Below are 13,094 nucleotides of genomic sequence, written 5' to 3' on the forward strand. Positions count from 1 at the left end.
CCCTCCTTTCCAAGCCGATTCCGCGGCCGGCAACTGATCGACCCTAGAGTTCGATCAGTACTTGCAGCACATCGCTGTAGTCGCCCGGTGGCGGTGTGGCTTGGTTCTTCATGATCTCGGCGCGGAACTGGTACTCCTGGGCCGTGACACCATCATGGATCCCGGGATTGATCTCGGCGCTCAAGCTGGATCTTCCAGCACTGCCCGTTCCCCATCGCTCGTTGGAGGTACCGGGCTTGTAGATTTCGTAGGCCAGCAGGCTGGCACCGCCACGCATGTTGCGTTTATCGCCAACGGCATTGTTGCCATTGTTGATGCCGACCGTGTACGGCGTGCCAGCGCTGCACTTGACGCCAATGGCCCCGGACTGCGTTGTGAATTGCTCCACCGACGGCTCCGCACCAAAGCTGATCGGCCGGGTGGTGATCTGGCAATCGGCGGTAACCACCAAGGTTAGGGTCACCGGTGCAAGAACACCCGTTCCCCAGCCCCACCCTCCCATTCCCAGAAAGCCCTGATTGCCAATCCCCGGGCTTCCGGAATAGTAGAGACAAGCCACCAGCCCAGCTTCGCAAACGTGGTAGTACCACCGGGTATTGATAGTGGCGGTATATGTTCCAGGAACTACGCCTGACAGCTGCGGAACCCCAATCCTCATCGGGAATCCACGCCTCGCGCCGAACAGCCCAAGAAAGTCCAAGAACTGCCAGTTGCCCATATTCTCTATAGCGTTGAGCGGCACGGTCTGCCCGTTCCCTCGCAAGATATCGAACGGAATGATCCCTCCATCTGCGGATTTCAGTTCAAGCCGGTTGTTTTCAATCTGGACCCCATAGGTGTTCTGGACAGCAACCGTTATGAATCCACCACAAGCGAGCCCGGTGCTGACCTCCGTCGATGGCACCCCGGTCGTGTCCAGCGTGAGGCTACTCACCGAGCCCAGCGAAGCATTTGCGGACGATACACTGCAGTCCGCCATCGCCAATCCATGAACGCCGCCGGCCAATACTAGGACGGCAAATCCTTGGCGCACGCTTCGCATCGATTTCCTTGACTTGTTCATGGCGAAACTACCCTCGTACAGATAACTACTCCAACGTCCACCGTCTTTCCTTCATGCGCGGTGCCATCAATTTCCACCCTGCAGCGTGGACCGTCGGCGATATCAACCGTGAGCTTCGGGTTCATGCCCGCGTTTTCCAGATAGAGCAATCCGTTCCACCCGACGTAGGTAGCCGCACCACCTTCGGTGGTCACCCGAGAACCAACCGGGATCAATTGACCCAATTCATCCTTCAACGTCATTGTCAACGTGGAGACCTGACGAACCTGGAGGTCCACGATCGCGCCAGCACCACGCTTGACCGCGATACGGCGCTCGACTTGGTCCGCCATCGCTGTTACGGGCAGGCCCAGCGTGTCGATCTCGTACTTGGCCGGGTAATAGGAGCTCGCCCACGGAACCAGCAACCGGCCGGCCCGGTCGGTCCTGCCGATCAGCTGGTTCTCATAGCGCACGGGCACGCCCTGCTGCCCAGTGCGCACCATCACAAAGCTCTCGCCCACGCGATTGGTCAGGAATGCCGACCGGTCCATCAGCACCAGCGACCCGGTCGCGTTGCCCCACTGGGTCATGCCGCCACGCTGACCGTAGGTACCTGCACGGGCGGTCATCCTCTGTCCCTGCCAGGCGACATCGGCCTGGCGATAGTCCGCGCCGCGATCCGAATCGCTGTAACCCAGGTTCCAGCCCATCCCGCCTTGGGTCGGGGTGGAACGACTGTAGTTCAGACGTCGAGTGCTGCCACCGGTCTGATCTCGGTCCATCGATGCGGTCACCAGTCCCCGTTGCGACCCTAGCGGAATGATCCACTGAAGATTGGCCGTCCAGCTGTCGCCGCCGATTTCGCGGGTTCCCGACAAATAGATACTTGATCCGCCCCAAGCAGAGCGGCTATAGGAAAGGTTGGCCAAACGCGTCCGCGATCCATCCCGCGCGTCAACATCGAAGTACCCCATGCCCAACGCGCCGTACTGGCCCATGGATATGCTGCCACTGGCAGACAGGGCGCGACGCCCCATACCCAGCTCGCCCCGCTGGTAATTGGACAGTTCCATGAAGCCGGCATTGCTGTAGCTTTGCTGCGCGCTGAAGCTGAACCGCCGTGACGTGTATTGATAGCCCACGCTGTAGCGGCTGCCTGCGCGACCCTCATACCGGCTTTGGGTAAACGAGGAGCTCAGAACACCCATGTTGCGCAATTTCAGCACCCCACCCAGCCCCACCAATCCGAAACTTCGCGCGGCCTCGGCACTCGCCTCGGCGGTGAACCAGTCGGTCACACCGGTGCGATACGCAGCGGTAAGAGCACTGGCACCATAGTCGAAATTGTCGCGCCCGATGCTGCGCCTCAGGCTGCCCACGGCTATGGAATAGTCGCTCAAGCCGGGCTTTATCAGATCGCTGCTGACGTAGAAGGGAATGGTGGTGGAGGTCTGCCGACCAAATGCGTCGGTGGTCAGCACGACCGCATCTCCCGCACCATTCACGTACGGCGCGCTATCCAGCGTAAAGGGCCCGGGCGCCACCTGCTGGGAGTCGGCCTTGAAGCCATTGATGAACAGGTCCAGCGCGGAGGGTAGACCCGCTTCGCCCGAGAACCGGGGAATCGGATAGGTCACCACATCGGGTCGTACCGAGAAGTCGCGTGACACCTGCAGGCCTCCCAGGCGAACCGGACTACTCCAGTTCACTCCCTTAGTGACCACGTCGCCCGCTTCATAGGTGCGCATGTTCTCCTCGTCGGAGTAGGACCAGCGCGTGTCATAGCGAACGTAGCGCCGGTTGCGCTCACCACCGTTGAACGAGTCGGTCCATGCACCGGTACTGGATATGCTGCCGAATCGGCCGAACACACGGAAATCAGCCCCAAGGGATACTGCAACCCGGCCCGACTCGGGGCGGCTTGCGTACAGATCGTAGTTCAGCAAAGCACCTGTCGAACTCTGCGCAGCAACACGCTCTTGGGCACCATAGCCCCGCAGGTGTTGCGTCGGAAGCCAGGCGGCAGGCACTGTCAACACCAGCCGCTGGAGGGCAACGTCGTAGTCGACGACCACCCCTTCGGCACGGTTCACTGCCACCCAATCAGCGACGCCTTCGTCCAGCGACAAGCCGGCTAGGCGGAGATCCGATCGCGCAACCCGAAAATCGCCATCGACACGCTGCACCGCGATGATGCGGCCCGAGCTGCGCCCGTTGATCACCAGTTCCAACTGCAGGTCAGCGTTGCCACCAAGCAGCGTATCGCGCTTGGGTGGGGCCGGCAGCGCACCCTCCGACGGCGCGGGGCCTGCATGGGCGGCGCCTACATAGGCAGCAACCAACGCCGCCAGCATGGCCAAGCGAGTACTTGGGCGGTTCTCAGCCGAAGTCGGTCTCATGGTACGCAGCCCGGGGCGCTGGTCAGCTCGCCTGCCATCGCGCATGCACTGCATGGAAATCACGGCACTGCCACCGAAAGTTGGACCGGCTCCTGAATTTCATTGAGCTTGGCGCGCAGGGTGGCGCTCGCCTTGACCCCGTCTTTCAGTGGCCACACCATCGTCGCGCCCGGCAGCACATAGCCCAGCAACCCATCACTGACCGCGCTTTTCTTCCCATCGGCGGCAACGAATTCCACCTCCGCCAAACGAGCGTGCAGCGCGCCGATGTTGCGCACTTCAAGTGCAGCCTTTCCGCTACTGCGCACCACACGCAGGACAAGCTCCGGCGCTGCAACAGCTTGGTTTGCGGCGCCAGCTGCCTTCTTTGAAGCAAAGCCAGCGCCTTCGACGAACAGCGGCACCGAGTAGCGCATTTGGAAGTTCACCGCAGGACCAGAGGCCCCTTCGGCAAGGCTTTCTTCAGTCGGAATTTCGTCGACAATAATCCGGTACGCACTTTCCGATCCGGCCGCCACCTCACTCATCCTGGTCAACCTGACCAGCTGCCGCTGGCCGGCCTCGATCTTCATGATCGGCGGGGTGCCAAGAACATCGCGCTGATCGCTGTAGACGTTCTCGTTGCCGGTCTGCTTCCAGCCCACCACGCGCACCTGCAAGTGAACAGCGCTCGCGCCACGATTTTCGAGCCACAACGCTGTCGCTTTTTCTTCGGCAGCGATCACTGGATTGACCGGCCAGATAAGAATGGAACTTGCAGCGTGTGCGCTATCGATGGCCAATGCGGCGACAAGGATTGCGGCACCCATCCAGCGGACTGCGGTTGCATAATGAAACATTGGAATCTCCTGCGCTCACCACTCCAAGGTGACGAGCAATGTGTCTACGTATTCGCCGGGACGCCGGTCTCCCGGAAGCACCAGGCGGCCATGGATGGGCAGTCGTGTATCCACGCCGGGCGGAACCAACACACTTACCGACGTGTTGGTGGCGATGGCGCGGGTCATGCCGCTGTCTTCGAAGAGCTCATAAGGCAAACGGTCGGTATCGCCCCCGCCGATCAGCGACAATTGCCTGTTTCCGTTGCTCAGCCCCGTCCCGCCATCGATCCGCATGCTGAACTGGAAGCCGCTTGGGCAGTTGAGCACCAGCTGCGTATCGCCCTGAAGTGCAGACGTCCGCACTGCCTGCGACACTGCCGAATCGCTACCGAAGTCCAAGGTTCCCACCTGGCTTCCCGGCGCACCGCCAACGTCTGTGATCGAGCAACCGGACACAACCTTGGCGCTAACACCAATCGTCGCAGTCATCTGTGCCCTCGCATCGAAGGCCGCACCTGGCAGCAGCAATGCGGCAAGGGCCAATAAAGGAACCAGCTTCATTTCATCACCATACGAATCATCCAAGGCGACTGCACTGCGTCGAGCCAAGGGTTATCACAGCTCGATCGACACAATGATCTGATCGGTGTAACGACCGGAGACAACACCATTATTTCCATAGGCACGTGCATAGATCTGCACGTGTTGGTCGCCGCCGGAACTATCCAGCGTGATTCTTCCGCCGATCGGGATCGCGGCCGCCCTGCCGACATCGGAGAACAGGTCATAGCTGATGTACGTCTCCCCTGTTCCCAGCTTCATCGCGCGGATACCGGCACCCGGCCCCCGACCATCATTCAAGCCTGGGCCGACCGTCAGCACCGGGACGGTCCCCGGAGAACAACGCACGGATATACCACCGGCCGCACCAGCGACAATGCCGTCTACGCGTGTGAACTGGGCAGGCGCCTCACCAAAATCGATGCGGCCAAATTCGACGCCCGTGGCCCCATCGGAAAGTGTGGCGTCGTTGATGACACAGCCGCTGGTAAGCCGCATCACCGCCCTTACCTGTACCGTCGATGTCTGCGCGTGTGAAAACTGTGGCCAGAGGCCAAGTAGTGCAAGCAAAACGGTCGATTGGGTTCTCATGGGAACTCCCGAAAATCGTGTCCGTGCATGGCTGCACGGACACGTGGCCCCAATCAGAGCGAGACCGTAACCAGCAAGGTGTCGGTATAGGCACCAGCGGCCTTCGCACTGCCGGTCGCGACCGGCGCGATCGAACCGAAGATGCGCACCGGGACTGGCGTGCCTGCGGTTACCGGATAGGACTGGCTCTGGCCGACAACGAACGGGTTGGCACCAGCCGCATCGGACGACAGGTTGTAAGACACCACGTCCGCAGCGGCACCGACCGCACCGCCGGTACGCAGCAGGCTGCGATTGCCGCGGACGCCACCGTCGATTGCCACACTGAACGAGCTCTGGTCGGCGCTGCAGGTGACCTCGATGGCACCGGCACCAGTGCCGGAACCCACGTTCTGCGCGTTCAGATTATTGCGCCAGGTTGGACCGGTCTGCCCAAAATTCAGAGTACCAAAATCATTGACACCAGCTGCCGAAGCAGAGCTTCCACTGGTGACTTCACAGCCCGAGGAAACCTGCAGTGCCACTTCCACCTTGCCGGCGATAGCCGCATGGGCCGAGGACGATGCAGCCACGATGCCGAGGCCAACGGCCAAGGTGATAACGTTCAACTTCATGTTCATTTTCCTTGATTGAATGCGGGTTCTCGATGTAGCGGCCGCACTCCCCCCGGGCGACACCCGTAGCGCCCAGGCAGATCCATGTTGCGGCTTGTATTAGGCCGATTGCCGGCCAGCCAACGCGGTAGACGCCCTCGACTAAAGCACCAAGGTCACCAACGTTGGGGAAAACTGCTGCAGGTCTCGTTTGGTACTCGGCAGCATGTATCTGTGTGGCTGTCCCAGCGCGTGCGCACCACGGTTCGATGCAGTTGCTTCATGCTCGTCAGTGGCGGCTAATGAGGTATGTGATTTTCCAGGGAACGACTGCCGTACTTTTTTGTCCAGCGAAGGCGCGTCCAGTTCAACCAGAAATGAAACACCCGGGTTACATTCTAGATCCAGCCACTCTGGACGAGCCCCATCAGTGATCGCCGGTGAGATAGGCGACGTCCCAAGATCGGCATCTTCAACTGCATCAAAAACTGCATCAAAGCGGACCAAGGATGTGACTGAAGGAATATCGGTGCCGCTGGACATGCGACAGCCCCGTTTCACTTCAAGCTGTACGCGCAGGACGTGCATTTCTTCCTGCAGATTCGCTACCTGCGCAGATGCGCTTGAGGCTATCCCGAATAGAGGCACGAACATCAGGCGAACCCAACGCAGCCCGCATACGGACGTGCCGAACATCCCGCTAGTGGCGGCTTTCATCGTCACAATAATATTCCGTTCATAGAAAACACCCAGAACTCCCAGCCCTGCGCCCGTGCACTCGCCGGATTCATAGAGTTTTTTCGAGAAGGCACCTAGCTTGAACTGAAGAGCGCCTCGTGAGTATCAGATCATTCCTGTAATTCAGAGATTCCCGCGACCCACGATTCAGGGCCACGAATCGCAACGCCGCGCGTCAGCAGATGGCGACTTGGTGGCGTTTTTCACATCGCCATCACAAACGTCATCTCTACCGGAGTGCCTTTGCGGTCCCCGCCTGATTGATGCACGATGTCCGTCAGCTCATGGCAACCTAGAACGCGTTTCTGATCGACCACCCTACCGGTGATGTGCCTCCCGCCCCTTGCTCGCGATCCTCAGTCCCAGAGAGGGCAGATAGCTAGGGCTCGGTTGGCTCCCTGCGCCGGACCTCGACCCCTGCGGTTGCTCAGGTCAGCCTGTGATCTAGTGGGGGCACATTGCTCTATAGTTCGCATAGGCCCGCCTGCTGGAAGGCACTCGATGACTCAGGAGTCAAGCATGATCTCGGGCGCTGGCCATGCCCCGCCCCCCAAGGCCTTCAGCCATTTTCTGGAGCAGAACTACCAGATGCTGGTCGGCTACCTGAATAAGAAGGTAGGTTCTTGGGACGATGCTCAGGACATTGCGCAGGAAAGCGCTACCCGTCTCATGCGGTATTCGCACCACCCTCCCGAGGTCCTCAAGCCGCTCATGTTCCGCATCGCACTGAACCTGGTCAGTGACTCCAGGCGCCGCAACATCGGCGCGTTGACGATTTCACAAACTGATGAAATGGACGTCCTGGTGGAACAGCTCCAGTCCGATGTTCTCTCGCCAGAGGCCCATACGCAACATCATCAGGAACTTCTGTTGGCGAGGGCCGCCATCCTTCGGCTGCCCAGCCATTGCAAGCAGATTTATCTGCTCAATCGTATGGACGGCCTTAGCTATACGCAGATCGCAAGGCAGTACAACGTCTCAGTGAAAGCGATAGAGAAGCAGATGAGCAAAGCCTTGACCTTGATCAACCGCCACTTGGCAAGCCACGGTGCGGGCAGGAACGCAACCCAATGAACAGATCAATTGTCCGCGACAGCGAAGTGCCGGATGCCGAAATGTGGACGATTCTGCTGTCCTCTCCTTCGTGCACTGACGCAGAAAGAGATGCCTTCGAATCGTGGCTTGCCAATGCCCCAGAAAACCCGACGGCGTACGCACGTGCGCAGCGCACGCACACCTTGACTCGTGAACTTGCGGGGGACGAACTGCTCATGGCAGACCTTCGGCGTGCGCGACGTGCATCGTCGCTTGATCCCTATAGGACCAAGCGCTGGGCGTCGGTCGGCTTGGCTGCAGTCTTGGTAATAGCGCTAGCACTCCCCGCCTGGAACCTGCTCACCGACATCGGTAATGTGGAAATGCAGCACTACGCGGCGGGCATAGGAGAGCAGCGAAGCATCCTGCTGGCGGACGGCTCCCGCATGATGCTAGATACTGCCTCAGAGGCCCTCGCCCGGTTCGATGACAAGCAACGTCGAGTCGAACTGAAGAAGGGCCAAGCGGAATTTGCCGTGAGCGACGGCGATGATCGCCCCTTCGTTGTGGTATCCGGCGGTAGTGAGATCCGCGATATCGGCACCACGTTCCAAGTACGAAACGTCGATGACAAACTGTCAGTGACGCTGATCGACGGCTTGGTGGAGGTTCGCAGCGCTCGACCGGACAGAACTTCTGCCAAAGTGAAGTTGCTGCCTGGTCAGAAGTTGACGGTGGGCCCGGATGGTGTGCAGATCGTCGGGGCGGTGGACATCGATGAAGCAGGTTCGTGGACGCAGGGCAGTCTACTCATCCATGAGCAACGCCTGGATCAACTTCTGCTGGAGATGAACCGATATTCCAGCCTTCAGGTTCGACTCGCCGATCCTGCCGACGGTGCGATCCTGATCAGCGGCAAGTACCGTGTTGGTGATCAACAAGCGCTGTTGAAAACACTGCAAGCCGGCTGGTCACTGCGACCGGTCAGCGCCTCTCCCAACGAGGTCGTTCTCAAGCAGTAGGTTCCCACAGCGCACGGCCCGGCCTGAATAGTCCCCGTTTGCAACAGGATCATTGCACTCAGCCCGCACAGACTTCATTTTCCGCAGAATTCAGTGACTACCGTGACCTACCAATCCGCGCTTCCATTGCGCACCTTTCTGTCACGGCGCCATGCTACAGGCTTGGTGATCGCGAAGTGGTCGGCATGCGCGTGCATAGCACTGACCCTAGCCCCCCTTATCGTCGAAGCACGCGAATCAGGCGCAGCGCGGGTTGTCGCCAGACCGCCTATTCCGCCGGGTCCGCTGGGCCAGGCACTCAGAATGCTGATTGCCGACTGGGACGCACAGCTTCTGTATTCCCCCGAACTAGTCGCTGGCCGCACCACGAAGGGGTTACGCGCCCCGATGCCGGCAGCGGCCGCTTTAGCGAACGTGCTGCAGGGCAGCGGCGTGACAGCCATCGAAGTGGCCCCCAACACCTATGTTTTACAGCCAGCCGCCACAGTGACGCTTGCGGCCACGACGACACCACAACAGCTCACTTTGCCACCGGTGCAGGTCACCGGCTCGCGCATATCGCGAGTATCCCTGCAGACCTCATATCCGGTAACCATCATTACCCAAGATGATATTCATGCAAGTGGCGCGCAGTCTGTTATCGATTACCTTCAATCATGGCCAGGCATGAACGGCCATCAGCCGCGGGATGTAGCCGCCGACGGCGGCGCCGTGCAGATTCCGCTAACCCAGGCGGCCGGCGCCAGCCTGTACGCGCTGGGACCCGGCGCAACCCTCTACCTGCTCGACGGCGCGAGGATCGCAAGCTATGGATCCGTCTCCTCATCGCTGGGGGCCATCGTGGACCTGAACAGCATTCCATTGAGCATGGTTGAGCGGATTGAAATCGCGAATGGCGCGTCTTCGGCCATCTATGGCTCTGACGCAATGGCAGGAGTAGTCAACATCATCCTTAAGAAAGCCTACGTCGGAAACGAGGTCAGCCAGACTTACACCATTTCAGAGCGAGGCGACGCCCTCACCCGAACCACTTCGGCCAGCCACGGCACCGATCTGCCCTCCGGCGGCGACCTCTTCGTGGGGGTAGAGCATCGCTGGGAGGAAGGACTAACGGGGGCACAACGCAGCTGGGCCACCCTTGACCAGTCCGCGTCAGGACGTCGTGATGCACGCTTGCCATACACGATTTTCACACCCAAAGTTCCACAAGGACCCCAAATAGCCGCCTTCTGCCTGCCCAACTACCCCGGCCCGGATCGTTGCAGCTTGGACCGCCCCAGATACGTCAGCCTGACCCCTCAACTAACCAACACAGCGCTCAACCTCAGCTATCGCACAGCCGTAGGCGCCCGCACTGACCTCCAAGCCAGCGTACTAATCTCGCGGACGATCCTGCAGATGCAGTACCCGCCCTACTATGGCGACGCGACCTCGGCCGGCCGCATCCTCGAGCGCGCCTTTATTGAGGTCGGCCCGGTTGCTTCCCGGACGAATGCGCTGAGTGTGAACGCTATGCTCAGACTCACCGGACTGTTGGGCGAGTCAACATGGGAGGTGACCGGGAGTCACAGCGGGAACCGGACCAAGGCAAGGATCGGCGGACTACTGAGCAGAGAGGCCTTCGCGGCCTCGAGCTTCGAACCTGATCGTTACAACCCAAGGTGGCTGGCGGCCACTCTCTCTCCAGACGCCCGGATTCACGGTGATCACAGCATGACCTCCGCCACTGCCAGTGTCAGCCTACCTGCGTTGTTCTCCATCGCGAGCCGGCCCGTGTCCGCAGTGCTGGGCGCTGAAGCGCGCGAAGAGAGGCTGAGGCTGCATCCCTACAACATGCAAGTCGGCGATACCGCAGGATACGACCAGGATCTGACATTGGACGCAGATCGCGCGAGGAGTGCAGCTCAGTTTGGAGAGCTCGCCTTTCCGATCCACCCTTCGCTGACCGTCGACGCGGCATGGCGACTTGACTGGAACGAGAACTTTTCGACTCAGATCAGTCCGAAACTGGGAGCTAAATGGACCCTGCATCCAACATTGGCACTGCGGGCATCCTATTCGGAGGGCTATCGCGCCCCAACGCTGTACGAACAGCGAACGCCTCGAGCGCCTGAAGAGATCATCTACGCCCCGCCCGGTTTGGCGCCGTGCAAAGCGGCCGACTTTCCGGGCGTGGACTTCTGCGAAGTACGGTTACGCGCCGTACGCAATCCGAACCTTGAACCAGAGACCTCTACGAGTTCACTGTTCGGCGTCATATGGACAGCAAGCGATCATTTCCATCTGTCCGCAAGCCACTACAACATCAAGCGATCCGACGAAATCACCCTGCTCAACGGGCGGCTGTTCCGTAGCTACCCGCAGGTTTTACACCGGGACCCAAGCGGCGTTCTCACCGAGCTGCACACCTACATCACCAACATGGGCACGACCCATCTACAAGGTTGGCAAATCGAGCTGGATTACAATCGACGTGTCTCCAACGGCAATTCCTTGCGGGCGCGCTTATTTTTCGACCACCTTGCCAGCCTCAGCACTTCAAGCCGCCCCGAAATGCCGAACGAACAGGCAGCGGGCGCATCATTTCCAAAGACTCGAGTCAGCGGGACATTCCAATGGGAAGGCAGCAACTGGTCGAGTGCGGTCCACCTTCGCTATCGGACTGGAATACGGCCATTGCGCCTTGCACCCACCCATGAATTCGAAGTGTACAGGGGCAAAATTGATAGAGTCCCGGCCTTCTACACCATTGGCGCGTCCATCGCGACGCGAAAGTTGGACCCTTGGACCATATCGGCAGGCATAGAAAATATTCTCGATCGTTCGCCGATCAACACAGATGAGAATTTCAGCGGTCAAACCTTTGCCGATGACGACTCGATCGGCCGCCGTTACGTCATAACTGTTACACGACGATTCTGAGTACCCGCGCCATTAGCCGGGGCTGCATCATCTTCCACCTCGAGCTGCCTTACGCCCAGTTGCCGCTCGCTCATCAGCGAGCAGAGTAGCGCTTCACCGAGACGACTCAACCCGACCAACTGGCCGCGATAGCGCGCGCCGCTACTGTCCGAACATGACACACGAAAAATGATTCCATTGGCATTCAATCGCAGAAAGCAATCATTAACTTCACCGGCAGAAAACCCTGGGACCTTAATCTCGCTGATCCTGACGCCGGGAGTAGGGACCCGAAAGCGGAGCATCAGCTCCAGGAATAGAGGTGGCACGACGTCATCCATACCCCGCCCCCTATTCACATCGAAGCCGTGCAGCAATGATTGACGAAGGCGTTATCACTTCAACACCCCTAATTTTCCGGCGACCGCCTGGATTGTCGGTGGCACCCTCATGACTCCCCACACTGCTCAAGTCAACGATATCAACGGGCAAACCGCCACGAAATATTCCAACCAACTCATTACCGGGCAATCTCCAGGCCATCAAACGTCATCCGCATTCTTCAGTGACCCACAAAATAACTTATTCGCCTGCGGACTGAGATCAGACAATTCCTGTTTTTTGCCGTTCGACCAACGGGGCCGGCTGGCGGCCCACGGCCTCACACGGAAGTTTTACCTAGAGTGGTGCATACGGCCGGCACCAAGAGCGTTTATCCGAGCAGGTCGTGACACAACCCGAACATCACCAAGGCATGATCCGTTTCTACGCCGAGCTTTCGCATTGCGGAGATCTTGTGTGTGCTTATTGTCTTTACACTTCTGTTCAATATGCCCGCTATGTCACTGACTGTCATACCAGAAAGAAAATAGCGCAGCACCTCGATTTCCCGTGCGGAAAGCGAGTCAACCCGCTCAGCGACCTCCTGCGAGAGCAATCGGCTCGACACCGTTCGTTGCACCCTGGGCCGGTAGGTCCCTCCATTTTTCACTAACGCAAGCGCACGCAACAGCTCAGACTCGCCATCGCTCTTGAAAAGCACGCCATCCACTTCAGCCTCATACAAGCTCGCGACGATGACCGGCGAGGTGATCATGGTGTAGATCAGGATCTTCACGCGTGGGTGATTGCGGCGGAGCAGACAGACCAGCTCCAAACCGTCCCCATATCGCTCATCGCCCGGCATGTTGTAATCCGTGATTATCACATCCGGCGACAGCGCCCGCGCCTTCCCTACCAGATCCCCTGTACTGGTGGCGCGCCCAACAACGTGGTACTCCCCACTGCTGGCAAGCACGTTACTGGTGCCTAGCATAACCACAGGGTGATCGTCAGCCAGAAGAATCTTCATCTAAAAGTCTCTTCAACGAAAAGGCAAATTTTCTGGG

The 13,094-nt window shown here is 59.4% G+C and carries 11 protein-coding genes; 3 read left to right on the top strand and 8 right to left on the bottom strand.

Annotation, left to right across the window (positions count from 1 at the left end):
- Window positions 1–43: 43 nt before the first annotated feature.
- The 7 genes from AC1DKR_RS17260 to AC1DKR_RS17290 form a co-directional block, all read right to left on the bottom strand.
- Window positions 44–1,063 carry a Csu type fimbrial protein gene (locus tag AC1DKR_RS17260; RefSeq protein WP_478033946.1) on the bottom strand — a complete coding sequence of 340 codons (1,020 nt, stop codon included), beginning with the start codon at window positions 1,061–1,063 and terminating at the stop codon, window positions 44–46.
- Window positions 1,060–3,399 carry a fimbria/pilus outer membrane usher protein gene (locus AC1DKR_RS17265; RefSeq protein ID WP_478034042.1) on the bottom strand — a complete coding sequence of 780 codons (2,340 nt, stop codon included), beginning with the start codon at window positions 3,397–3,399 and terminating at the stop codon, window positions 1,060–1,062. The genes AC1DKR_RS17260 and AC1DKR_RS17265 overlap by 4 nt, the downstream gene beginning before the upstream one ends.
- Window positions 3,400–3,503: 104 nt before the next feature.
- Window positions 3,504–4,283 (bottom strand): fimbrial biogenesis chaperone, encoded by a 780-nt coding sequence (locus AC1DKR_RS17270; protein WP_478033949.1) that lies wholly within the window; start codon window positions 4,281–4,283, stop codon window positions 3,504–3,506.
- Window positions 4,284–4,298: 15 nt separating this feature from the next.
- Window positions 4,299–4,850: a Csu type fimbrial protein gene (locus AC1DKR_RS17275; protein WP_478033951.1), complete on the bottom strand. Its 552-nt coding sequence runs from the start codon at window positions 4,848–4,850 to the stop codon at window positions 4,299–4,301.
- A 30-nt stretch (window positions 4,851–4,880) separates the two neighbouring features.
- Complete coding sequence (locus tag AC1DKR_RS17280; protein WP_478033955.1) at window positions 4,881–5,417, bottom strand: Csu type fimbrial protein; 537 nt, start codon at window positions 5,415–5,417, stop codon at window positions 4,881–4,883.
- Between the two features lie 53 nt (window positions 5,418–5,470).
- Window positions 5,471–6,037 carry a spore coat protein U domain-containing protein gene (locus AC1DKR_RS17285; RefSeq protein ID WP_478033957.1) on the bottom strand — a complete coding sequence of 189 codons (567 nt, stop codon included), beginning with the start codon at window positions 6,035–6,037 and terminating at the stop codon, window positions 5,471–5,473.
- A gap of 135 nt (window positions 6,038–6,172) precedes the next feature.
- Window positions 6,173–6,727: a hypothetical protein gene (locus AC1DKR_RS17290; protein ID WP_478033960.1), complete on the bottom strand. Its 555-nt coding sequence runs from the start codon at window positions 6,725–6,727 to the stop codon at window positions 6,173–6,175.
- A 540-nt stretch (window positions 6,728–7,267) separates the two neighbouring features.
- On the opposite strand from AC1DKR_RS17290, the gene AC1DKR_RS17295 reads away from it, so the two are divergent.
- The 3 genes from AC1DKR_RS17295 (at window position 7,268) to AC1DKR_RS17305 (ending at window position 11,727) form a co-directional block, all read left to right on the top strand.
- Window positions 7,268–7,822, top strand: coding sequence for an RNA polymerase sigma factor (locus AC1DKR_RS17295; RefSeq protein WP_478033962.1), 555 nt, complete (start codon window positions 7,268–7,270; stop codon window positions 7,820–7,822).
- A complete protein-coding gene (locus AC1DKR_RS17300; RefSeq protein WP_478033964.1) occupies window positions 7,819–8,805 on the top strand; it encodes a FecR family protein in 987 nt (328 codons plus the stop codon). The genes AC1DKR_RS17295 and AC1DKR_RS17300 overlap by 4 nt, the downstream gene beginning before the upstream one ends.
- A gap of 303 nt (window positions 8,806–9,108) precedes the next feature.
- On the top strand, window positions 9,109–11,727 hold the full coding sequence (locus tag AC1DKR_RS17305) for a TonB-dependent receptor domain-containing protein (RefSeq protein WP_478033968.1): 2,619 nt from the start codon (window positions 9,109–9,111) through the stop codon (window positions 11,725–11,727).
- A gap of 691 nt (window positions 11,728–12,418) precedes the next feature.
- On the opposite strand, the gene AC1DKR_RS17310 is transcribed toward AC1DKR_RS17305, so the two are convergent.
- Window positions 12,419–13,057: a response regulator gene (locus AC1DKR_RS17310; protein WP_478033971.1), complete on the bottom strand. Its 639-nt coding sequence runs from the start codon at window positions 13,055–13,057 to the stop codon at window positions 12,419–12,421.
- Window positions 13,058–13,094: the final 37 nt, after the last annotated feature.

The organism is Stenotrophomonas sp. 01N47, assembly GCF_056399165.1.